We start from the raw sequence: 21,275 nt of genomic DNA on the forward strand, positions 1-21,275 counted from the left end.
GTCTCCGAGCTGGTCACCAACGCCGTACGGCACGCGGCGCTGCTCTCCCCGGAAATCGCCGTCGAGGTGTCCATCGGCCCGGACTGGGTGCGGGTAGCGGTCGAGGACAACCACCCCTACCGGCCCAAGGCGCTGATGGCCGACCAGGGCCGGACCGGCGGGCGCGGGCTGTTACTGGTGCAGACGATCGCCGAGGAGGAGGGCGGGATCTACGACGTCCAGCACACGGCGAGCGGCGGCAAGGTGGTCTGGGCCGCGCTGCCGCTCGCGGCCGCCCATGTCCGGCTGACCACTACCAGCCTGCCGCCGCTCCGGTGACCTCCCGGATCACCGGCCGGGCCGCGTCCAGCACGGTCATGAACCAGGCCGAGAAGGGGTTGTGCGCGAGCAGCCGGGACAGCTCCTCGGGGGTGACGAAGGCGGTCTCGTCGATCTCTTGCGGATCCGGCTGCGGCTCGGTCCGCACCAGCCCCGCGAACAGGTGGTTGTACTCCTGCTCCACCAGGCCCGACACCGGATCCGGGTGGTTGTAGCGCACCGTGCCCGCCTCGCGCAGCAGCGCGGGCGCCACCCCCAGCTCCTCACCCGTACGCCGGGCCGCGGCCACGAACGGCGGCTCGCCGGGGTAGGGGTGGCCGCAGCAGGTGTTCGACCAGACACCGGGGGAGTGGTACTTGCCCAGGGCCCGGCGCTGGAGCAGCAGCCGACCCTCGTCGTCGAAGAGAAAGACGGAGAAGGCCCGGTGCAGCCGTCCGGGGGCGAGATGAGCGGAGAGCTTCTCCGCGGTGCCGATGGTCCTGCCGTCCTCGTCGACCAGCTCCAGCATGATCGGCTCCGTGGAACCGTTCGGCGCGCCCGATGCGGAGGGCCTGGCGGAGTCGGTGGTGCGGCCGTTGGCAGGTGTAATTGGCATTGACCATCCTCATCGTCCGTCGGAACCCTCAAGTCTGCCGCACCAGTGCCATGAGTCAGTGGCAAAGTTTGGCTTCGTGCTCAGCATGTCCGCCTGGCTCCAGCTGGAACGTGCAGTGGGCCACGTCGAAGTGCTCCCCCAGACAGCCCTGCAGGTCGTGCAGCATCCGCTCATGGCCGACCGCGTCCAGCGCCCGCCTGCTGACCACCACGTGTGCGGAGAGTACCGGCATGCCCGAGGTGATGGTCCATACATGCAGATCATGCAGCCCCTCGACGCCGGGGAGGGCGAGAATATGGGCCCGTACCTGATCCATGTCCACATCCCGCGGCGCCGCCTCCAGCAGGACGTTCAGCGTGTCCCGCAGCAGCCGGAACGTCCGCGGCACGATCATGAGGCCGATCAGCAGGGAGGCGATCGGATCCGCCGTCTGCCAGCCGGTGGTCACGATGATCCCCGCGGATACGAGGACCGCGACCGAGCCCAGCGCGTCCGCCAGCACCTCCAGGAACGCCCCGCGGACGTTCAGGCTCTCCCGCTGCCCGCCCCTGAGCATCGCCAGTGACACCGCGTTCGCGGCCAGGCCGATGGCGCCGAACAGGATCGTCAGCCCGCCGTGGCTGGTGGTCGGGGTGATGAACCGGGCCACCGCCTCGTACAGGATGTAGCCGCCGACGCCGAGCAGCAGCAGACAGTTCGCCAGCGCGGCCAGGATCTCGGCCCGTGCGTAGCCATAGGTGCGGCGCGGGCTCGGCGGGCGGTTCGCGAAGTGGATCGCCAGCAGCGCCATGGCGAGCCCGAGGGCGTCCGTGATCATGTGGCCGGCGTCCGCGAGCAGCGCGAGCGAACCGGCGAGAACCCCGCCGACCACCTCCACGGCCGTCACCGTGAGCGTGATGCCGAGGGCGGCGCGCAGCCGCCACTGGTGCGCGGCGCCCGCCGTGCCGAGTCCGCCGCCGTGGTCGTGGCCCGCGCCCATGTACGGCCTCCTCTCGCGCGCCGCCACTGCCCGGGCGCGCCATGCCTTACGGCCCAGTGAACTACGGCGGTACCCCGAGCCGCGGTCAGCCGCGCCGGGCCTGAAACCGTCCGGCAGCGGGCCCCGCGGCGTCGCGCTCCCTACCGCCGTACGGCCTCGGCGCGGTGCTACCGCCGTACGGCCTCCGGATGGTGCAGACACCAGCCCTCCCAGGCCGAGCGCACCATCGCCGCCACCCCGTGCCGGGCGCTCCAGCCCAGCTCCTTGGCGATCAGCTCGGTCGCCCCGACGACCCGGGCCGGATCGCCCGCGCGGCGCGCCTCGACCACCGGGGCGAGCTCCGGGCGTCCGGTGACCTCGCCGATCAGCTGTGCCATCTCGCGCACCGAGACGCCCTGACCGGTGCCGATGTTCACCGTCAGATCGCCCCCGCCCGGCCGCTCCGCCAGCCGGCGGGCCGCGGCGAGGTGGGCGGAGGCCAGGTCCTCGACGTGAATGTAGTCACGGATGCAGGAGCCGTCGGGCGTCGGATAGTCGTCGCCGAAGATCCGGGGAGCCTCGCCCCGGGTGATCCGCTCGAACATCATCGGGATGATGTTGGACACTCCGGTGTCGGCCAGCTCGGGGCGTGCGGCGCCCGCCACATTGAAGTAGCGCAGACAGGCCGTGGAGATCGAATGGGCCGCGCCCGAGGCTCTGACCAGCCACTCTCCGGCCAGCTTGGTCTCGCCGTACGGGTTGATCGGCCGGCAGGGGGTGTCCTCGGTGACGAGTTCCACATCCGGCATCCCATAGACGGCGGCGGAGGAGGAGAAGAGGAAGCTGCCGATCCCGGCCGCGACCACCGCCTCCAGCAGCACCGTCAGGCCGTGCACATTCTCGCGGTAGTAGCGCAGCGGCTGCTCGACGGACTCCCCGACCTGCTTCTTCGCCGCCAGATGCACCACCCCGGTCACGCCCAGGTCGGCGAAGGTGCGGTCCAGCAGCTCACGGTCGAGCGTGGAGCCCTGTACCAAACGGACGCCCTGTGGCAGCCGCTCGGTGACACCGCTGGACAGATCGTCGAGCACGGCGACCCGCTCCCCGGCCTCCGCCATGACCCGTACGACATGCGCCCCGATATATCCGGCACCACCTGTGATCAGCCACGTCATGACCGCACCCTATCCACAGCCGGCGAGGGCGCGGTTTGGTCCGGAGCGCAGACATCCACCATGATGATCGCGGCAGCGGAAGCCGTCGTTCCCCCGAGCGGGTGATGAATGTGCGGTGAACGGACGCTTCCTTCTATCCGATAGCCTCTGCCGACGTGCCGCCCGCCCCATGCGGGGCCCGGGGTGTGCGACGCCCGCTGTCCGGACGGCGGCCCTGGGCCGGTATCCCTGTCCGGCGCGGCCACCGTGCCAGCTGCCAAGGAGTGAGTTCGTCTGTCGACCGCCATTCTCACCGGTCCCGCGGTCGCGGGCTCGTCCCTCGAGGACGACCTGCGGTCGCTGGGGTTCGACGTGCGCACGGCAGCCGACGCCGCCGGGGTCGCGAGGGAGCTCGCGGCCGCCCCGGCGCGTGAGCGCGTGGCGCTGGTCGACCCGCGCTTCGTCGGCCACGTTCACGCACTGCGCCTGGCCCTGACCGACCCGCGCTTCCCGGCGGCCGCGGTCCACGGCGCTCTCACCGCCCAGCCCGAGGCCCGCGCGGCGCTCATCCGCGCGCTGACGGCGTACGCGCCGGGGGCGGCGGCGCCCGAGCGCGGCGCTCTCGCCGTGGCCGGCGCCACCGCGACCCCCGGGCCGGAGGTCCAGCTGCCGGCCCCGGACGGCTCCGCCGTGCTGCCCGACGCCCTCGCCGACGCCCTGGGCGCCGAGGACGTCGCCGTGCACCGGCCCGAGCTGGGAGTGCTCGTCGCCGACGTACCCGAGGACGCGGTCCGGCGCGCGGAGGCGCAGGCCCGCACCCGGGCGGTGGACGACGAGCAGGTGCGGCTGCGCAGCGCCGTCAAGTCGCGTGACGGCTTCTTCACCACCTTCTGCATCAGCCCCTACTCGCGCTATATCGCCCGCTGGTGCGCCCGCCGCGGACTCACCCCCAACCAGGTCACCACCGCCTCCCTGCTGACCGCCCTCATCGCGGCGGGCTGCGCGGCCACCGGCACCCGCCCCGGGTTCATCGCGGCCGGGCTGCTGCTGATCGGCTCCTTCGTCCTGGACTGCACCGACGGTCAGCTCGCCCGCTACTCCCTCCAGTACTCCACGCTCGGCGCCTGGCTGGACGCGACGTTCGACCGGGCCAAGGAGTACGCGTACTACGCGGGGCTCGCACTGGGCGCCGCGCGCGGCGGAGGGGATGACGTATGGGCGCTCGCGCTCGGCGCCATGGTGCTGCAGACCTGCCGCCACGTCGTCGACTTCTCCTTCAATGAGGCGAATCACGACGCCACCGGCAACAGCAGCCCCACCGCCGCCCTCTCCAACCGCCTCGACAGCGTCGGCTGGACGGTCTGGCTGCGCCGGATGATCGTGCTGCCGATCGGCGAGCGCTGGGCGCTGATCGCGGTGCTCACCGCGTGCACCACGCCCCGTATCACCTTCTATGTGCTGCTCATCGGCTGCGCGCTGGCCGCCTGCTACACCACCGCCGGCCGGGTGCTGCGGTCGCTGACCCGCAAGGCGCGGCGTACGGACCGCGCGGCGCTCGCCCTCGCGGACCTCGCCGACTCGGGGCCGCTCGCCCAGGGCTTCGCCACGGCCCTCCGCGGTGTGGCGCGCCGACTGCCGACTCTCGCCGCCCCCGCTCTCGCCCTGCTCGGGGCGGCCGTCGTGGTCGCCGTGGCGGCGCTCACGTCCTTCGGCAGCCCCTGGGTGGTCGTGGCCGCCGCGGGCTACGCGCTCACCTCGGGACTGGCTGTGGCCCGTCCGCTGGGGGGTCCGCTCGACTGGCTTGTGCCGCCGGTCTTCCGCGCCGCCGAATACGGCACCATCCTGGTCCTGGCAGCTGACTCGGGGGTGAACGGAGCGTTGCCCGCCGCTTTCGGGCTGGTGTCGGCGGTCGCCTACCATCACTACGACACGGTGTACCGCATCAGGGGCGGTACCGGCGCCCCCCCGCACTGGCTGGTGCGGGCGATCGGCGGGCACGAGGGGCGGACCCTGGCGGTCACGGTCGCTGCCGCCCTGCTGTACGAGCAGAACCAAGGCTTCACCATCGCGCTGACCGCCCTCGCGGCGGCCCTCGCGCTGGCCGTGCTGAGCGAGAGCATCCGCTTCTGGGTGTCCTCCGGAGCACCCGCTGTACACGACGAAACAGGAGAACCCGCATGATCGGCCTCGTGCTGGCGGCCGGCGCCGGACGGCGTCTGCGCCCTTACACCGACACCCTTCCCAAGGCCCTGGTGCCTGTCGATGGCGATACCACCGTCCTCGACCTGACCCTCGGCAACTTCGCGGAGGTGGGCCTCACCGAGGTCGCGATCGTGGTCGGTTACCGCAAGGAGGCCGTGTACGAGCGCAAGGAGGCGCTGGAGGCGAAGTACGGCCTCAAGCTCACCCTCATCGACAACGACAAGGCCGAGGAGTGGAACAACGCCTACTCCCTGTGGTGTGCCCGTGACGCGATCCAGCACACCGTGATCCTCGCCAACGGCGACACCGTGCACCCGGTCTCCGTCGAGAAGACCCTGCTCGCCGCCCGGGGCAACGGCCAGAAGATCATCCTCGCCCTGGACACGGTCAAGAAGCTCGCCGACGAGGAGATGAAGGTCATCGTGGACCCCGAGAAGGGCGTCCAGAAGATCACCAAGCTCATGGACCCGGCCGAGGCGACCGGCGAGTACATCGGCGTCACCCTCATCGAGGGCGAGGCCGCCGCGGAGCTGGCGGACGCGCTCAAGACCACCTTCGAGCGCGACCCCGACCTGTACTACGAGGACGGCTACCAGGAGCTGGTCAACCGCGGCTTCAAGGTCGACGTGGCCCCGATCGGCGACATCAAGTGGGTCGAGATCGACAACCACGACGACCTCGCGAAGGGCCGTGAGATCGCATGCCAGTACTGACCCGCCTCATCCCGTCTCCCGTCTCCGTCGACATCAACGCCGGGGCCCTGGACGACTTGGCGGGCCTGCTGGCCGACCAGCGCATCTCGGCCTCCGGCAAGCTGGCGGTCGCCATCAGCGGCGGCTCCGGCGCGGCCCTGCGTGACCGGCTGTCCCCGGTGCTGCCGGGCGCCGACTGGTTCGAGCTGGCCGACGGCACCATCGACGGCGCCATCCAGCTGGCCGACGCCATGAAGTCCGGGCACTACGACGCGGTCGTCGGCCTGGGCGGCGGGAAGATCATCGACGCCGCCAAGTACGCCGCCGCGCGCATCGGCCTGCCGATGGTCGCCGTCGCGACCAACCTGTCGCACGACGGCATCTGCTCGCCGGTGTCGATCCTGGACAACGACGCCGGCCGTGGCTCATACGGTGTGCCGACCCCGATCGCGCTGGTCATCGACCTCGATGTGATCCGCGACGCCCCGGTGCGCTTCGTCCGCTCCGGCATCGGCGACGCCGTCTCCAACATCTCCGCGATCGCGGACTGGGAGCTGTCGCACCGGGAGACCGGGGAGCCGATCGACGGCCTCGCGGCGGCCATGGCCCGTACGGCGGGCGAGTCGGTGCTCCGCCACCCGGGCGGCTGCGGCGACGACGACTTTCTGACCGTGCTGTCCGAGGGCCTGGTGCTGTCCGGTATCGCCATGTCGATCGCCGGCCACACCCGGCCGTCCTCCGGCGCCTGCCATGAGATCAGCCACGCCTTCGACCTGCTCTACCCCAAGCGCTCCGCGCTCCACGGCGAGCAGGTCGGCCTCGGCGCCGCCTTCGCGATGCACCTGCGGGGCGCGCACGAGGAATCCGCGCTGATGGTCGACGTACTGCGGCGGCACGGCCTGCCCGTCCTGCCGACCGAAATCGGATTCAGCGAGGACGAGTTCGTCAAGGCGGTGGAGTACGCGCCGCAGACCCGCCCCGGGCGCTACACGATCCTCGAGCACCTTGACCTCTCCTCCGACGCGATCAGGGACGCATTCGCCGACTATGCCAAAGCAGTCAGTCAAACCATCGGTGGCTGAACTCCGCCCGGTCGTTCACCCCGCGGGGGTGAAGGACCGGCGGAGCGGTGAGCACTGGATGGGACGCCTCTACATGCGTGAGGTCTCCCTGCGGGTCGACCGCCATCTGGTCAACACCAGGGTCACGCCCAACCAGCTCACATACCTGATGACCGTCTGCGGCGTGCTCGCGGCCCCGGCCCTGCTGGTGCCGGGGATCCCGGGCGCCGTGCTCGGTGTGGTCGCGGTCCAGCTCTATCTGCTGCTGGACTGCGTCGACGGCGAGATCGCGCGCTGGAGGCAGCAGTTCTCCCTCGGCGGGGTCTACCTGGACCGGGTCGGCGCCTATCTGACCGACGCCGCGGTGCTCGTCGGCTTCGGCCTGCGCGCCGCAGATCTGTGGGGCAGCGGGCGGATCGACTGGCTGTGGGCCTTCCTCGGCACCCTGGCCGCCCTCGGTGCGATCCTGATCAAGGCCGAGACCGACCTCGTCGGCGTCGCCCGCCACCAGGGTGGGCTGCCGCCGGTCAAGGAGGCGGCGTCCGAGCCGCGCTCCTCCGGTATGGCGTTGGCCCGCAAGGCCGCCGCGGCGCTCAAGTTCCACCGGCTGGTGCTCGGGATCGAGGCGTCGCTGCTGATCCTGGTCCTGGCGGTGCTGGACTCGATCCGGGGCGACCTGTTCTTCTCGCGGCTCGGCGTCGCCGTGCTCGCGGGCATCGCCCTGCTGCAAACTCTGCTTCACCTGGTGTCCATCCTCGCGTCGAGCAGGCTGAAGTGATGACGGACACACCACTCACGGTCGGCGCGGTCGTCCTGACGATGGGCAACCGCCCCGACGAGCTGCGTGCGCTGCTCGATTCGGTCGCCAAGCAGGACGGCGACCGGATCGAGGTGGCCGTCGTGGGCAACGGCTCACCGCTGCCCGAGCTCCCGGACGGGGTACGTACCGTCGAGCTCCCGGAGAACGTGGGCATCCCGGCGGGGCGCAATGTCGGAATCGAGGCGTTCGGCCCCGGCGGCACCGAGGTCGACGTGCTGCTCTTCCTCGACGACGACGGTCTGCTGCCCCATACGGACACCGCCGAGCTGTGCCGTCAGGCCTTCGCGGCCGACCCCGAGCTCGGCATCATCTCCTTCCGTATCGCCGACCCGGAGACCGGCACCACACAGCGCCGCCATGTGCCCCGGCTGCGCGCCTCCGACCCCATGCGGTCCTCGCGGGTGACCACCTTCCTCGGCGGTGCCAACGCGGTCCGTACGGAGGTCTTCGCGCAGGTCGGCGGGTTGCCGGACGACTTCTTCTACGCCCATGAGGAGACCGACCTCGCCTGGCGCGCCCTGAACGCGGGCTGGATGATCGATTACCGGTCGGACATGGTGCTGCACCACCCGGCCACCGCGCCGAGCAGGCACGCCGTCTACCACCGCATGGTCGCCCGGAACCGGGTCTGGCTGGCGCGGCGCAATCTCCCCATCCCGCTCATCCCCGTCTATCTCGGCGTCTGGCTGCTGCTCACCTTGGCCCGGCGACCCTCGAAAGCCGCCCTCCGTGCCTGGTTGGGCGGGTTCCGGGAAGGCTGGAAGACTCCGTGTGGTGCACGCCGCCCCATGAAGTGGCGTACGGTATGGCGCCTGACCCGACTGGGCCGACCGCCTGTCATCTGACAAGCTCGTATCTGAGAGCATCGGGCGCGACCCGGGGCGCGGCCCCCGTCAGCGCACCCCTGATGAGGACGAAAGTGTCAACTGTGAGCGAGACTACGCACAATAGTGCGGTCGCCAGCGCCCCGCCGTCGCCGGATGACGGCCTGGCCCCGGCAGAGCTGGCGGCGAAGTACGGACTGTCGGTGAGCGGCGCCCGGGTGAGCCTGCCCGAGTACGTCCGGCAGATGTGGGGCAGGCGCCACTTCATTCTGGCTTTTTCGCAGGCCAAGCTCACTGCCCAGTACAGCCAGGCCAAGCTCGGCCAGCTGTGGCAGGTGGCGACACCGCTGCTGAACGCGGCGGTGTACTTTTTCATCTTCGGCCTGCTCCTGAAGAGCAACAGGAACATGGCGCACGACATGTACATCCCGTTCCTGGTGACGGGTGTCTTCGTCTTCACGTTCACGCAGAACTCCGCGATGGCGGGTGTGCGCGCGATCTCCGGGAATCTGGGTCTGGTGCGGGCCCTGCACTTTCCGCGCGCCTCGCTCCCCATCTCCTTCTCGCTCCAGCAGCTCCAGCAGCTGCTGTTCTCGATGATCGTGCTGGTCATCGTGCTGGTGGGCTTCGGGCACTACCCGTCCCTGGCCTGGCTGCTGATTCTCCCGGTGCTCGCACTGCAGTTCGTCTTCAACACCGGTCTCTCGCTGATCATGGCCCGGCTCGGTGCCAAGACCCCGGACCTGGCCCAGCTGCTGCCGTTCCTCCTGCGGACGTGGATGTACGCGTCCGGTGTGATGTACCCGCTGGCGACCACGCTCGAGCGGGCGGGAGCGAGCGGCTGGATCTCCGACGCGATGCTGGGGAACCCGGCCGCCGTCTACATGGACCTGATGCGGTACGCGCTGATCGACAACTACGGTCAGGAGTACCTGCCTCCCCATGTGTGGGCGCTGGCCCTGGGCTGGGCTGTGGTCTTCGGCGTCGGCGGCTTCGTGTACTTCTGGAAGGCAGAGGAGCAGTACGGCCGTGGCTGAGCAGACCCTTGACGAGACCTCTCAGGCGTCCCAGACCGCCCAGGCGGACCTGGCCGCTCAGGCGGCCCCGGCCGCGGGGCGGATCCCGACCGTCATCGCCGACGATGTGCACATCGTCTACCGCGTCAACGGCGGCCCCCGTGGCCGCGGCAGCGCCACCGCGGCCCTCAGCCGCATCCTCCGCCGCAAGAACGCCCCGGGCATGCGCGAGGTGCACGCCGTGCGCGGAGTCACCTTCATGGCCTACCGCGGCGAGTCGATCGGCCTGATCGGCTCCAACGGATCCGGCAAGTCGACGCTGCTCAAGGCCGTCGCGGGGCTGCTGCCCACCGAGCGCGGCAAGGTCTACACCGACGGCCAGCCGTCGCTGCTCGGCGTCAACGCGGCGCTGATGAACGACCTGACGGGCGAACGGAACGTCATCCTCGGCGGGCTGGCCATGGGGATGTCGCGGGAGCAGATCCGCGAGCGCTACGAGGGAATCGTCGACTTCTCGGGCATCAACGAGAAGGGCGACTTCATCACGCTGCCGATGCGCACCTACTCCTCCGGTATGGCGGCCCGCCTGCGGTTCTCGATCGCCGCCGCCAAGGACCACGATGTGCTGATGATCGACGAGGCGCTGGCCACCGGCGACCGGAAGTTCCAGAAGCGCTCGGAGGCCCGCATCCGCGAGCTGCGCAAGGACGCCGGCACGGTCTTCCTGGTCAGCCACAACAACAAGTCGATCCGGGACACCTGTGACCGGGTGCTGTGGCTGGAGAAGGGCGAGCTGCTGATGGACGGCCCGACCGACGAGGTCATCAAGGCGTACGAGAAGGAGACCGGCAAGTAGCCGACTTCTGCTTCCGCGTATCAGCGGGCCCTGCCGGACAGCCGTCCGGCAGGGCCCGCGGCGTTTGCCGGTTGATGTGGCGGCGCTCATGCGGTGGCGTCGAAGAGCGCGACGGTGCCGCGCACCCGGATGCGATGGCGCCCGAACCGGGACCCCAGCGCCTTGTCCAGCAGCTCCAGCGAGTCCTCGGAGTTGTTGAGCACCCCGCGTCTCACACATTCGCGCAGGTGGAGCCGCGAGACCGCCGTATGCCGCACTCCGTGCGCCAGCACGGTGCTGCCGAACACCTTGGCCCCCGGCTCGAGATGGGGCAGCAGATGGTCGAAGACGGCGAACTTCGCCGGCGCCCCCGAAGGCAGGCAGTGCAGTACGAAGTTCAACGCGGCTGAGGTGAACCGCCGCCCCTCCAGCTCCATCGGGCGCAGTACATCGCGACAGAGCGCCGTGGCGCCGTAGCGCACGATCCGGCGCTGTGCGGTCGCCAGCACCGTCGGGTTGAGGTCGACCAGGGTGATCTGCGGCAGGCGGGTGGGGAAGCGGCACCGGTCGAGGAAGTAGCCGGTGCCCGGACCGATGTCGAGATGGCGGTCGGAGACATGCCGGTCGTAGAGGGCCAGCATCTCCTCGGGCGGACAGCGCCACACCGCGCGGCACACCGCGCCCAGGATGAGCGTGTCGTACAGGGCGAGCAGGGGCCGGGAGTAGACGGCCGCCGCGGCGGCGGTGTCGCTTCCCTTGTCCCGCTCGCGGTCGGGCGGGTTTCCCATGCGATCGGCTCCCTTCCTGTCTTGGGCACAGCCTTCCTCCTCTTACAGATCCCGGCCGGCGGCCCGTGGATACACCCGCGAAGGATGTATCCGCGTGGCGCGGCGCCGGATCTGTTGGGCAGTGCGGATACCGAGCGGAGGAAGGGTGAGATGAGCCAGCCCGTCACCAGGAAAAGCGCGGAGTGGGATGCCATCGTCGTCGGCAGCGGGCTCGGAGGCGTCTCGGCCGCGGCCGTCCTGGCGCGTTCGGGGCTGAAGGTTCTCGTCTGTGAGCAGGGCGAAGGTCTGGGCGGGCTCGCGCACGCCTTCACCCGGGACGGGCGGACCTTCGACTCGGCGATCCGGGTGCTGGCCGAGGGCGAGATGGTGCTCGGGCTGCTGGAGTGGCTGGGCGTCCAGGACCGGTGCGAGCTGACGGTCATCGACCATCTCTACCAGGCGGAGTTCCCGGGGATGAGCGTCTTCGCGCCCACGGGCCTGGAGGAGTTCATGGAGGCCCATATCCGGCTCTTCCCCGACGAGGCTGAGGGCATCCGTGCCTTCTTCCAGCTGCGCCGCCAGATGTTCTGGGAGACGGCGCAGGCGCCCATGAGGGTGACCGACCCGTCGGCTCTCGGGCAGTTGGAGGAGCTGCTGCCGACGCTGATGAAATACCGGACGGCGACGCTCGCGCAGGTCATGGACGAATATCTGCGCGATCCGCGGCTGAAGGCCATGTGCTCGGCCCTGTGGCCGTATATGGGGGCGCCGCCCTCTCAGCTGTCGTTCTTCGCCTACGCCCAGTTCATCGGGGTGCTCATCGACGGCCCGTACTACTGCAAGGGCAGCTTCCAGAATCTGGTGGACGCCTTTGCCACCGCGGTCGAGCGAAACGGGGGCCAGGTTCTCACCGGCACCCCCGTGGAGCGGATCCTGCTGCGGGACGGCCGGGTCGTGGGGGTGCGCACGGCGGAGGGGGACGTGTGCACCGCCCCGGTGGTCATTTCGAACGCGGACGCCCGCCAGACCTTCGAGGACCTGGTCGGCGCCGAGCATCTGCCCGCGCCCTACGCCCGGCGGCTTCGGCGGCTTCGGCCGTCGATGTCCGCCTGCGTCGTCTACGCGGCGACCACACAGGACGTGCCCGCCCTCGGCGTCGCGCACGAGACCTTCAAGTACAACCACTGGGATCACGAGGAGACCTGGCGGGATCTGATGGGCGGCCGGCCGGGCGGGATGTCGCTGTCCGTGATGACGATGCTCGATCCCGAGCTCGCTCCGCCGGGCGAGCATCTGCTGATCGGCACCGCGGTGGCGCCGTACCGGCTGCCCGGCGACAAGCCGTGGCAGCAGCACAAGGACCAGTTCGCGGACTCCATGCTCGCCGAGTTCGAGTGCGTGATCCCCGGCCTGCGGGACCATCTGACGTTTCTGCAGGCGGGCACGCCCGTGACCATCGAGCGCTATACGCGCAATCACGAGGGCGCCACCTATGGCTGGGCGCTGAACCCCCACCAGATCGGAGGGAAGCGGCTCGCCCACCAGACGCCGGTGCCCGGGCTGTTCCTCTCCGGCCACTGGACCGAGGAGGGCCCGGCGTCCTTCCGGGTGGTCCTCTCCGGTATGAACACGGCCCGTGAAGTGCTCGGCCACCTCGGCACCGGTCTGGACGTGCCCACCTTCAAACCCGACGACGTGCCGCAGTTGGCGCTGGACAGGTGAAAGGCAGCCCCCCATGACCACCGTATTCGTGCCGCCCGGGCCCCGGGGCCATCCCGTGCTCGGCAGCATCCGTGAGATCCAGCGGGACAATGTGTCGGCGTTCATGCACGCGTTCCGGCACCACGGCGACATCGTCAACTTCCGCGGCCCGCTGAGGATCAATCTGCTGGCTCACCCGGACCATGTCCAGCATGTGCTGCGCGACCAGCACAAGCACTATCCGCGGCCGCGCAAGGTGCAGGGCTGTCTGAGCACGATCGTCGGGGACGGGCTGGTGGCCGCCGAGGGCGGCTCCTGGCTCCGGTCCCGGCGGCTCACCCAGCCCGCCTTCCACCGCGACATCCTCCGCCGCTTCGGGGAGACCTTCACCCGCACCACCTCCGGGATGCTGGACGACTGGGAGCGGCGCCGCGGCCAGGGCCGGCCGCTGGACATCAAGTCGGAGATGATGCATCTGAGCCTGGCCAATCTGGCCAGAGCGCTGTTCAAGTCGGATCTCACCGACGCCATCGCCAGGATCGAGCCGGCCGTCCAGGGAGCGCTGAGCTTCACCCACCGCCGGATGACCTCTCCCGTGGACCCGCTGCGGATCCCGTCCAAGGCCCGGGGACGCTTCCGGGACGCGCTCGGGACGATCAATTCGGTGCTCTATCCGATGATCGTGGCCCGTCGCCGGGAGGGCGGCGAGGACGACCTGGTCAGCATGCTCATCGACGCCAAGGACCCCGGGTCCGGCGAGGCGTTCACCGACGAGCAGATCAGGGACGAGGTGAGCGGCTTCTTCGTGGCCGGCCATGAGACGGTCTCCACCGCGCTCACCTGGACCTGGTATCTGCTCTCGCTCAACCCCGAGAGCAGGCGCAGGGTCCAGGACGAGGTGGACCGGACACTGTCCGGGCGCGTCCCGACCGTGGACGACCTGCCGAAGCTCGCCTACACGACCATGGTGCTCCAGGAGGCCATGCGGCTGTATCCGCCGATCTTCGTCTATATGCGCTGTGCCGCGCGGGACGACGAAATCGGCGGCTATCGCGTGCCAGCGGGGCGCTGGGTGGTGGTCTGCCCCTATGTGACGCACCGCCACCCCGAGTTCTGGGACAACCCGGAGGGTTTCGAACCCGAGCGGTTCACCACCGAGAACAGCGAGGGCCGCCATCGGATGGCGTATCTCCCGTTCGGCGCGGGACCGCGCAAATGCATCGGCGACTCGTTCGCGATGCTGCAGATGCCCCTGGTGGTCGCCATGGTCGCGCAGCGGTTCCGGCTGGACCTGGTGGAGGGCCAGCGGGTCTTCCCGGAGCCGGCGATCTCCCTGCGCCCCCGGGACCCCATGTGGATGTGGCTCCGCCCCGTTGAGGAGGGATCCCGATGACCCGTCAAGCACCAGGCCCCAAGGGCGAGCCGGTCCTCGGCAACGCACGGGCCTTTCAGGCCGACATCCTCCAGGCCCTGCAGCGGGGGCGCCGGGAGTACGGCGATGTCGTGCGGTTCGAGGGCATCGGCCCGCTCTTCCCGGTGTTCTTCGTCGGCCACCCCGACGGGATCAAGGAGATCCTGCAGGACAAGCACCGCAACTTCCCCAAGACGCCCTTCGTCAGCGACCGCTGGCGGGCCCTGGTGGGCGACGGGCTCATCTGCAGCGAGGGCGAGCTGTGGAAGCGCCAGCGCAGGCTCTGCCAGCCCGCCTTCCACCGCCGCCTGATCACCAGCTTCGCCACCGGGATGACCGAGGTCACCGCCGAGCTGCTGGACCGCTGGGAGGCCGCGGCGCGAGCCCACCGCGAGGTTGATGTCACCCTCGATATGACCCGGCTGGCGCTGAGCGTCCTGGGCGGCGCCCTGTTCGGCGCGAACTGGCGGCAGGACTCCGAGGTCATGGCGCACGCCGTCGAAGTGGCCATCGGCGAGGCGTACAAGAAGTTCGGGAAGTTCGTCAGTCTGCCGGAGGGCGTGCCCACCCCCGCCAATCTGAGGTTCGCCAGGGCCAGGAAGCAGCTCGACCGCATCATCTACCGCGTCATCGAGGACCGGCGGGCCGACCGGGGGCCGCACCCCGACGATCTGCTCGAGGCGCTGATGACCGCCACCGAGGACGACGGCTCGGGCATGACCGTCGAGCAGGTCCGCAACGAGGTCATGACCTTCATGTTCGGCGGTCATGAGACTGTCGCCTCCGGGCTGACCTGGGCGCTGTATCTGCTCTCCCGCCACCCCGAGGTCGCCGCGCGGCTGGAGGCCGAGGTGGACGAGGTGCTGGGCGGCCGGCTCCCCGGCGTCGAGGATCTGCCCCGACTGCCCTATGTGGACCGGGTGGTGCGTGAGTCGCTGCGGCTCTACCCGCCGGTGTCGCTCATCTCGCGCACCCCGCTGGAGGACGACACCGTGCAGGGCTATGACATCCCCAAGGGCTCGATGGTGCTGCTCTCCTCGTTTGTGACCCATCGGCACCCGGACTTCTGGCCCAACCCCGAGGGCTTCGACCCCGATCGCTGGATTCCGCTGGGCGAGCAGGGGCCGCACCGCTATGCCTGGTGGCCGTTCTCCGGCGGGCCCCGCAAGTGCATCGGGGATGTCTTCGGCCTGCAGGAGATGAAGCTGGTGCTGGCCATGATGGCGCAGCGGGTACGGGTCCGGCTCGCCCCCGGCCACCCCGTGATCCCACGCCCTGGGATCACCCTCGGACAGGAACACGGCGTGATCGCCACCGTCGCGCTGCGCGAGAAGGCGCCGCCCGCCGCGCCCCGCGCCCTTGCGGGCGCGGACTCGGAGGCCATCGCAGCCGCCGCTGCCGCCGCGGGCTGCCCGGTGCACGGAGGTGGAGCGCGATGACGCTGGCCACCGAACCCGCCCTGCGGGCGGGCCTGGAGACCGTATGGGCCTATCTCCACGAGTGCGGGGGCGCCCGGCAGCATGCGCTGGCGGACCGGCTGGTGACCCGGGAGGCCCGGCTGCACAATCCGCTCTGGCTCGGCCCGGACGGTCGTGGCGCGGCCGGCGCCCGGGACCAGCTCGTCCTGCTGCACCGCGCGTTCCCCGACCTGCGTACCGAGGTTGAGGACTTCTTCGGAGCCGGTGACCGGGTAGTGGCCCGGCTCATCCACCGGGGGACCCACCGAGGGCCCTGGCTGGGCGTCCCCGCCACCGGGCGCGAGGTGCAGTTCTCGCAGACTCTGATCTTCCGTATCGAGGACGGCCCAGGCGGCCGGATCGCCGAGATCTGGCAGCAGGCGGATGCCCTCGGCACCCTGATCACCCTGGGCGCCGCGCCGCCGCTGGGCACCACGAGCGCGCCGCGCGCGCTGGGCTGGGCCATCGCGACGGCGCACCACCGGGCCCATCACCGTGTGCCGCAGGACCAGCCGTGGCCATGGCGGGGGACCGACCGGCAGCGCACCCCCGCCTTCCGCGGCGCCCTGTCGGGCACCGCCCCGGCATCCGCCGAGCTACTGGAGGCCAATGCCCTGCCGCTGCGCCGCTGGATCGCGGAGTGCGTCAACGAACAGGCCGTGCACATCTGCGAGGAGATCTTCCACGAGAGCTATCGAGGTCACTCCCCGCCCCACGCCGAGCCCGAGCCGCTGCGCGGCCCGAAGGGCTACGAGCGCTTCATCCGCGGGATCCTGACCGGCTTCCCCGATGCCAAGGCGACCATCGAGGACCTGATCCCGGTCGGCGACCGGGTCGCCTGCCGGGTCCGGATGACCGGCACCCATCTGGGCCCCTACCGCGGACTGCCGCCCACCGGCCGGCCGTTCTCCCTCGGGCAGATCGTGATCTGCCGCATCGAGGACGGCAAGATCGTGGAGAGCTGGCAGGAGATCGACGCACTGGGGCTGATGCTGGGCTTCGGGGTGGTGCCCCGGCCCGGGTCCGGCTCCGCCGGCTATCTGCTGTGGTTCGCCCGGCTCGCCGCCACGCTGGCCACCGCCCCGCGCCGGATCGCCGCCGCAGGCAAGGGGGCGAGGGCATGACCGGGGCCCGTGAGACAGCCGACGCGGCGGTCCTCGACCGCACCCTCGCGGCGTACGGCGGCGCGGGCCGCTGGGCGTCCGCCGAGCGGATCGAGGCGGAGCTCTCCTGCGGCGGCCTGCTCTTCCGCTGGAAGCGCGGCAGCGCCGGGACCTTCGACCGGATGCACATCACCGCGGAGGTGGCGAGGCAGCGGATCCGGTTCCACGGCTTCGACGGCCCGCTCGACGGGGTGCTGGAGGGCCACGAGGTGCGGCTGGAGCGGGACGGCGCGGTCGTCGCGCGGCGCGTGGACGCCCGCGCCCCGTTCCCCGGCGGCCGCCGCCTGCTGCGCTGGGACTCGTTGGACATGATGTATTTCCTGGGCTACGCCCTGTGGAACTACCTCGCCTTTCCCGCGTTGCTGCGCCGCGAGGACATGAGCTGGCGCGCCGACGGCCCCGACGCCCTCCTGGCGCGTTTCCCCGAGCATCTGGCCACCCACTGCCCGCAGCAGCGTTTCCGGCTCGACCCGGCCACCGGACTGGTCACCGAGCACGAGTACACCGCCGAGGTCTTCGGCCGCAGTTGGGCGCACGCCTGCCATCTCACCAGCGAGTACCGGGACGCCGACGGTGTCCCGTACGCCTCCCGCCGCCGGGTGATGCCGAGGCGCCCGCGGGCCGGGGGAGCGATGCCGCGCCCGGTGCTCATCTGGGCCGACATCCACGACTACGCACTGACGAAGACTCGGTAAGGAGAAAGTCCATGCTCGATCGATTGGCCCGGGCCATCGTCCGGCGCCCCAGGGCGTTCCTCATCGCGGTCCTCGGCTTCATGCTGATCGCCGGCCCGTTGGGCGGGCCCGTCGTCGGCAAGCTCGTCAACGGCGGGTTCGAGGACCCGAAGTCGGAGTCCAGCCTGGCGAAGCAGGCCCTGGACCAGCACTTCGGGGTGAAGGACTCCAATCTGGTGCTGCTGGTCCGGGCGCCCGGCTCGGTCGACTCGGACCCAGCAGCCGAGGACGGTGCCGCCCTGACCCGGCGGCTGGCGGCCGAGCCCGGAATCTCCCAGGTCGGCTCGTACTGGAGCCAGGGCAGAGACCAGCGGCTGCGCAGCGAGGACTCCCGGTATGCGATGGTCATCGGGCACATCGGCGGCGGGGAGAACGCCGCCGCGGACCGTGTCGAGGGGCTGCGCAAGGAGTTCGCCGGGCGGCAGGGGTCTTTGGACGTGAAGCTCGGCGGCAGCACCGCCATGGGCTTCGACACCGACCACACGGTCCAAAAGGATCTCCAGAGGATGGAGGCCATCGCCTTTCCGGTGCTCTTCGTCATCCTGCTGCTGGTGTTCGGCAGTCTGATCTCGGCGCTGCTGCCCCTGCTGATGGTCCTTCCGCTGCTGCTCGGCACGTTGCTCATGCTCCGGACGATCACGCTGTTCACCGATGTGTCGGTGTTCGCGCTGAATGTGACGACCATCATCGGCCTGGGCATTGCCATCGACTACAGCCTGTTCATCGTGACCCGGTACCGGGAGGAGATCAGGGACCGTGGCGGCGATCTGACGGACAAACAGGTGCGGTCCGAGGCGATCGTGGCCGCGGTGCGCACGGCCGGGCGCACCGTGGTGTTCTCCGCCGTCACGGTGATGCTCTCCATGGCCGCCCTCGCGCTCTTCCCGCTGCTGTTCCTGCGCTCGATCGCCGTGGCGGGCATCGGCGTGATGCTGTTCGCCGCGCTGGCGGCCACCATCGTGATGCCGATGCTGCTCGCGCTGTTCGGCTCGAAAATCGACAGCCTGGATCTGCGGAAGGGCGTGCGGCGTCTGCTCGGCCGCCCGCCCCGGCCGCGAGCCGAGCTGGAGCGCGGCGTGTGGCATCGGCTGGCCACCTTTGTGATGCGCTTCGCCGCGCCGGTCGCCGTGGTCGCGACCGCGGCTCTGCTGCTCCTCGGGGCCCCGTTCCTGGGCGCCGAGTACAGCCTGCCGGACGACCGTCAGCTGCCGAAGACGGCGCAGAGCCGCCAGGTCGGGGACGTCATCCGGGAGGACTTCGTCTCCCGGGAGGCCGATGTGATCGCGATCGTGGCCACCGGGATCGGGGACCCGAAGCAGCAGTCCGCGGCGATCGGCGCGTACGCGGAGCGGATTTCGAAGCTCGACGGCGTGGAGTCGGTGGCCTCGTCCGCCGGCGTGTTCGCGCACGGTGCGCGGGTGGCGCCGCCCGGCCCCGCCACCGCTTCGCTGGCCGCGAAGTCCGCCACCTATCTGCGGGTCTCCCCGGACGTCGAGCCGTTCTCCGCCGCCGGTGAGCGGCTGGTCCATGACATCCGTGGCGCCGACTCCCCCTGGCCGGTGAGGGTGGCGGGCGGCGGCCCCGCACTGGTCGACACCTTGGACGCGCTCGGTGACCGGATGCCCATGGTGCTGGGCTTCATGATGCTGTCCACGTTTGTGCTGCTCTTCTTGTTCACCGGCAGTCTGTTGTTGCCGCTCAAGGCACTGGTCCTGAACGCATTGAGTCTGAGTGCGACCTTCGGCGCCGTGGTGTGGATCTTCCAGGAGGGACACCTGGCGGGGGCGCTGGACGCCACGGTCACCGGGTCCTTGATCGCTCTCACCCCCATCCTGATGTTCTGTCTGATGTTCGGCCTCTCGATGGACTACGAGGTGTTCATGCTCTCCCGGATCAAGGAGGAGTACGAGCGCACCGGGGACAACACCGCCGCGGTGGCCCGCGGCCTGGAGCTGACCGGCCGGCTGGTGACGGCGGCGGCGCTGCTGCTGGGCATGGTGATGGTCGTAAGCCTGTTCACCGCACAGATCACCTTCCAGAAGATGCTCGGCCTCGGTCTGACGGTCGCCCTCGTGGTGGACACCCTGGTCGTCCGCGGCCTGCTGCTGCCCGCCTTTATGCGGCTCGCGGGCTCGGCCAACTGGTGGGCCCCGGGCCCCCTGCGCCGGGTGCACCGGAGGTTCGGGCTCAGCGAGGCGCCGAAGAGGACGGGCCAGGGCCACCCGGCGAAGGCTCCCTCGGCGGCAAAGGAGCCCGATGTGCCGGCGACCGCCGGTTCCTGACACACAGCCGGGCCGGGCATGACGTCGGTCATGCCCGGCCCGGCCGGCTTGTATCACGCCTCAGCTTTGCCTCACGCCTGCCCGAGCCTCACAGCCGCGCCGCCCGCTTGGGTGTCTCGTCCGTCTCCGCACCGGCGGCCAGGGCGGCAGGAGCCCGGCGGGCCTCCCGGATCAGCAGCACGGCCGGGACCAGCCCCAGCAGCAGCGGGGTCGGCTCCAGGATGGCCGCGCCCACCACGCTCCACGCGGCCAGTCCCCAGCCGATGGACTGCGGCACCACGACACCGAGCCGGGCCAGATGACAGACCAGGACGCCGAGCAGCAGCAGCGGTACAGCGAAGCTGGCGAGCACGATCCAGAACGCGCCGTTGGCCCCGCTGGGGTGAGCGAACTGCTCACGCGGCAGCCCCCACAGGTCCCCGCGGAACCAGTCGTCCATGTGCCCCGTGTTCTGCGCCCCCATTCCCACCAGGTGCCCGATGCCCAGAACGACCAAGCTTCGTCCCGCCCAGAGCGTCCTCATGGCGGCCCCTTTCGAAACTCTTAGTTTCGGAACTGTCGGTACCATAACATGAGCCCATGGGAAGACCGAGGGATACCCGGGTGGACGAAGCGATCCTGGCCGCGACCCGCGAACTGCTGGCGCGCCATGGATACGCCGGTCTGACGGTGGACGCGGTCGCCGAGCACGCCGGCATCGGGAAGGCGGCCATCTACCGCCGCTACGCCACCAAACAAGAGATGGTGTTCGCCGCCGCCGTGCACCGTTCCGACCTGGCGCCGCCACCCGACACGGGCAGCCTCCGGAGCGACCTCACCTGTCTGGTCGAGGACATCGTCGCCACGCTCGGCAACCCGGCGGCCTCCTCGGCCGTCCTCGGCCTGCTCGCCGATCTCGGGGCCCCCTCCGCTCTCGCCGACCGCTTCCACGCGAGCTTTGTCACCAGCCAGCGGGCGGTCGTCGCCGAGCTGATGGACCGGGCGGTGGCCCGCGGCGAACTCGGCGCGCCCCCGGACGTCGACCTCGTCCACGCGCTGCTCGCCGGCCCGGTCTTCGCCACGCTCTATCTGCAGCGCCGCCGTCCGGACGGTCTGGCCGAGCGGCTGGGCCGTATGGTCGCCGAAACGCTTCGCCTCGAGGATCGGGCAGCCGGCCATGGCGGGCATGCCACCGGAAGCGCTGCCGAGAGCGCCACCGCCTGAGCGGCCCCGCGCCTCATCCGCAGATCTTCTCCCCCGTCGCGGTGTATCCGCCGCGCCCGCCCGCGGATCTGTGGAGGTGGAA

At 70.6% G+C, this 21,275-nt stretch carries 20 protein-coding genes; 15 read left to right on the forward strand and 5 right to left on the reverse strand.

Features of this window, described 5'->3' with window-relative positions:
- Positions 1-318: ATP-binding protein (locus tag CCN51_RS02770; RefSeq protein ID WP_143675712.1), on the forward strand; the 318-nt coding region annotated here is incomplete at its 5' end.
- Here CCN51_RS02770 and idi read toward each other — a convergent pair.
- The 3 genes from idi to galE form a co-directional block, all read right to left on the reverse strand.
- A complete protein-coding gene (idi, locus tag CCN51_RS02775; protein ID WP_043486472.1) occupies positions 293-913 on the reverse strand; it encodes an isopentenyl-diphosphate Delta-isomerase in 621 nt (206 codons plus the stop codon). The two genes, CCN51_RS02770 and idi, sit on opposite strands and share 26 nt — an antisense overlap.
- Positions 914-968: 55 nt before the next feature.
- Positions 969-1,892 (reverse strand): cation diffusion facilitator family transporter, encoded by a 924-nt coding sequence (locus tag CCN51_RS02780; protein WP_014175220.1) that lies wholly within the window; start codon positions 1,890-1,892, stop codon positions 969-971.
- A 167-nt stretch (positions 1,893-2,059) separates the two neighbouring features.
- Positions 2,060-3,046 (reverse strand): UDP-glucose 4-epimerase GalE, encoded by a 987-nt coding sequence (gene galE, locus CCN51_RS02785; protein WP_014175219.1) that lies wholly within the window; start codon positions 3,044-3,046, stop codon positions 2,060-2,062.
- A gap of 273 nt (positions 3,047-3,319) precedes the next feature.
- On the opposite strand from galE, the gene CCN51_RS02790 reads away from it, so the two are divergent.
- The 7 genes from CCN51_RS02790 (at position 3,320) to CCN51_RS02820 (ending at position 10,496) form a co-directional block, all read left to right on the forward strand.
- Entirely contained in the window at positions 3,320-5,206 is a 1,887-nt protein-coding gene (locus CCN51_RS02790) for a DUF5941 domain-containing protein (protein WP_043486470.1), read from the forward strand.
- Positions 5,203-5,940 (forward strand): phosphocholine cytidylyltransferase family protein, encoded by a 738-nt coding sequence (locus CCN51_RS02795; RefSeq protein ID WP_014175217.1) that lies wholly within the window; start codon positions 5,203-5,205, stop codon positions 5,938-5,940. The genes CCN51_RS02790 and CCN51_RS02795 overlap by 4 nt, the downstream gene beginning before the upstream one ends.
- A complete protein-coding gene (locus CCN51_RS02800; protein ID WP_014175216.1) occupies positions 5,928-7,001 on the forward strand; it encodes an iron-containing alcohol dehydrogenase family protein in 1,074 nt (357 codons plus the stop codon). The genes CCN51_RS02795 and CCN51_RS02800 overlap by 13 nt, the downstream gene beginning before the upstream one ends.
- The gene (locus CCN51_RS02805; RefSeq protein ID WP_078610381.1) at positions 6,967-7,758 is read left to right on the forward strand and encodes a CDP-alcohol phosphatidyltransferase family protein; all 792 of its coding nucleotides are present in this window, start codon (positions 6,967-6,969) and stop codon (positions 7,756-7,758) included. Before CCN51_RS02800 ends, CCN51_RS02805 begins: the two co-directional genes overlap by 35 nt.
- A complete protein-coding gene (locus CCN51_RS02810; RefSeq protein WP_014175214.1) occupies positions 7,758-8,645 on the forward strand; it encodes a glycosyltransferase family 2 protein in 888 nt (295 codons plus the stop codon). Before CCN51_RS02805 ends, CCN51_RS02810 begins: the two co-directional genes overlap by 1 nt.
- An 83-nt stretch (positions 8,646-8,728) precedes the next feature.
- Positions 8,729-9,661, forward strand: coding sequence for an ABC transporter permease (locus tag CCN51_RS02815; RefSeq protein ID WP_014175213.1), 933 nt, complete (start codon positions 8,729-8,731; stop codon positions 9,659-9,661).
- Between the two features lie 49 nt (positions 9,662-9,710).
- The gene (locus CCN51_RS02820; protein ID WP_043489648.1) at positions 9,711-10,496 is read left to right on the forward strand and encodes an ABC transporter ATP-binding protein; all 786 of its coding nucleotides are present in this window, start codon (positions 9,711-9,713) and stop codon (positions 10,494-10,496) included.
- 86 nt (positions 10,497-10,582) lie between these two features.
- Here the strand turns inward: CCN51_RS02820 and CCN51_RS02825 are convergent, their stop codons facing one another.
- A complete protein-coding gene (locus CCN51_RS02825) occupies positions 10,583-11,263 on the reverse strand; it encodes a class I SAM-dependent methyltransferase (protein ID WP_014175211.1) in 681 nt (226 codons plus the stop codon).
- A 150-nt stretch (positions 11,264-11,413) separates the two neighbouring features.
- On the opposite strand from CCN51_RS02825, the gene CCN51_RS02830 reads away from it, so the two are divergent.
- Genes CCN51_RS02830 through CCN51_RS02855 form a run of 6 tightly spaced genes read left to right on the forward strand, consistent with a single transcriptional unit; the run spans position 11,414 to position 19,990 of the window.
- Positions 11,414-12,964 carry a phytoene desaturase family protein gene (locus tag CCN51_RS02830; RefSeq protein ID WP_014175210.1) on the forward strand — a complete coding sequence of 517 codons (1,551 nt, stop codon included), beginning with the start codon at positions 11,414-11,416 and terminating at the stop codon, positions 12,962-12,964.
- Between the two features lie 13 nt (positions 12,965-12,977).
- Positions 12,978-14,336, forward strand: a complete 1,359-nt coding sequence (locus CCN51_RS02835; RefSeq protein WP_014175209.1) for a cytochrome P450 — start codon at positions 12,978-12,980, stop codon at positions 14,334-14,336.
- On the forward strand, positions 14,333-15,793 hold the full coding sequence (locus CCN51_RS02840; RefSeq protein ID WP_014175208.1) for a cytochrome P450: 1,461 nt from the start codon (positions 14,333-14,335) through the stop codon (positions 15,791-15,793). Before CCN51_RS02835 ends, CCN51_RS02840 begins: the two co-directional genes overlap by 4 nt.
- Positions 15,790-16,935: an ester cyclase gene (locus tag CCN51_RS02845; RefSeq protein ID WP_014175207.1), complete on the forward strand. Its 1,146-nt coding sequence runs from the start codon at positions 15,790-15,792 to the stop codon at positions 16,933-16,935. The genes CCN51_RS02840 and CCN51_RS02845 overlap by 4 nt, the downstream gene beginning before the upstream one ends.
- Positions 16,932-17,669, forward strand: coding sequence for a hypothetical protein (locus CCN51_RS02850; protein WP_014175206.1), 738 nt, complete (start codon positions 16,932-16,934; stop codon positions 17,667-17,669). Before CCN51_RS02845 ends, CCN51_RS02850 begins: the two co-directional genes overlap by 4 nt.
- 11 nt (positions 17,670-17,680) lie before the next feature.
- Positions 17,681-19,990 carry an MMPL family transporter gene (locus CCN51_RS02855; protein ID WP_014175205.1) on the forward strand — a complete coding sequence of 770 codons (2,310 nt, stop codon included), beginning with the start codon at positions 17,681-17,683 and terminating at the stop codon, positions 19,988-19,990.
- Between the two features lie 88 nt (positions 19,991-20,078).
- On the opposite strand, the gene CCN51_RS02860 is transcribed toward CCN51_RS02855, so the two are convergent.
- Entirely contained in the window at positions 20,079-20,513 is a 435-nt protein-coding gene (locus CCN51_RS02860; RefSeq protein ID WP_043486468.1) for a DUF6463 family protein, read from the reverse strand.
- Positions 20,514-20,593: 80 nt separating this feature from the next.
- On the opposite strand from CCN51_RS02860, the gene CCN51_RS02865 reads away from it, so the two are divergent.
- Positions 20,594-21,193 carry a TetR/AcrR family transcriptional regulator gene (locus CCN51_RS02865; RefSeq protein ID WP_014175203.1) on the forward strand — a complete coding sequence of 200 codons (600 nt, stop codon included), beginning with the start codon at positions 20,594-20,596 and terminating at the stop codon, positions 21,191-21,193.
- The last annotated feature ends 82 nt before the right edge of the window (positions 21,194-21,275 follow it).

Source organism: Streptomyces milbemycinicus (genome assembly GCF_002154605.1).
Taxonomy (GTDB): domain Bacteria; phylum Actinomycetota; class Actinomycetes; order Streptomycetales; family Streptomycetaceae; genus Streptomyces; species Streptomyces milbemycinicus.

Bases quoted from the DNA above. Each gene is read 5' to 3' on its own strand.
- galE (WP_014175219.1), bottom strand. From the start codon at position 3,046: ATGACGTGGCTGATCACAGGTGGTGCCGGATATATCGGGGCGCATGTC.
- CCN51_RS02800 (WP_014175216.1), top strand. From the start codon at position 5,928: ATGCCAGTACTGACCCGCCTCATCCCGTCTCCCGTCTCCGTCGACATC.
- CCN51_RS02850 (WP_014175206.1), top strand. From the start codon at position 16,932: ATGACCGGGGCCCGTGAGACAGCCGACGCGGCGGTCCTCGACCGCACC.
- CCN51_RS02835 (WP_014175209.1), top strand. From the start codon at position 12,978: ATGACCACCGTATTCGTGCCGCCCGGGCCCCGGGGCCATCCCGTGCTC.
- CCN51_RS02845 (WP_014175207.1), top strand. From the start codon at position 15,790: ATGACGCTGGCCACCGAACCCGCCCTGCGGGCGGGCCTGGAGACCGTA.
- CCN51_RS02810 (WP_014175214.1), top strand. From the start codon at position 7,758: ATGACGGACACACCACTCACGGTCGGCGCGGTCGTCCTGACGATGGGC.
- CCN51_RS02830 (WP_014175210.1), top strand. From the start codon at position 11,414: ATGAGCCAGCCCGTCACCAGGAAAAGCGCGGAGTGGGATGCCATCGTC.
- CCN51_RS02805 (WP_078610381.1), top strand. From the start codon at position 6,967: ATGCCAAAGCAGTCAGTCAAACCATCGGTGGCTGAACTCCGCCCGGTC.
- CCN51_RS02860 (WP_043486468.1), bottom strand. From the start codon at position 20,513: ATGAGGACGCTCTGGGCGGGACGAAGCTTGGTCGTTCTGGGCATCGGG.
- CCN51_RS02840 (WP_014175208.1), top strand. From the start codon at position 14,333: ATGACCCGTCAAGCACCAGGCCCCAAGGGCGAGCCGGTCCTCGGCAAC.
- idi (WP_043486472.1), bottom strand. From the start codon at position 913: ATGCCAATTACACCTGCCAACGGCCGCACCACCGACTCCGCCAGGCCC.
- CCN51_RS02780 (WP_014175220.1), bottom strand. From the start codon at position 1,892: ATGGGCGCGGGCCACGACCACGGCGGCGGACTCGGCACGGCGGGCGCC.
- CCN51_RS02795 (WP_014175217.1), top strand. From the start codon at position 5,203: ATGATCGGCCTCGTGCTGGCGGCCGGCGCCGGACGGCGTCTGCGCCCT.
- CCN51_RS02855 (WP_014175205.1), top strand. From the start codon at position 17,681: ATGCTCGATCGATTGGCCCGGGCCATCGTCCGGCGCCCCAGGGCGTTC.
- CCN51_RS02825 (WP_014175211.1), bottom strand. From the start codon at position 11,263: ATGGGAAACCCGCCCGACCGCGAGCGGGACAAGGGAAGCGACACCGCC.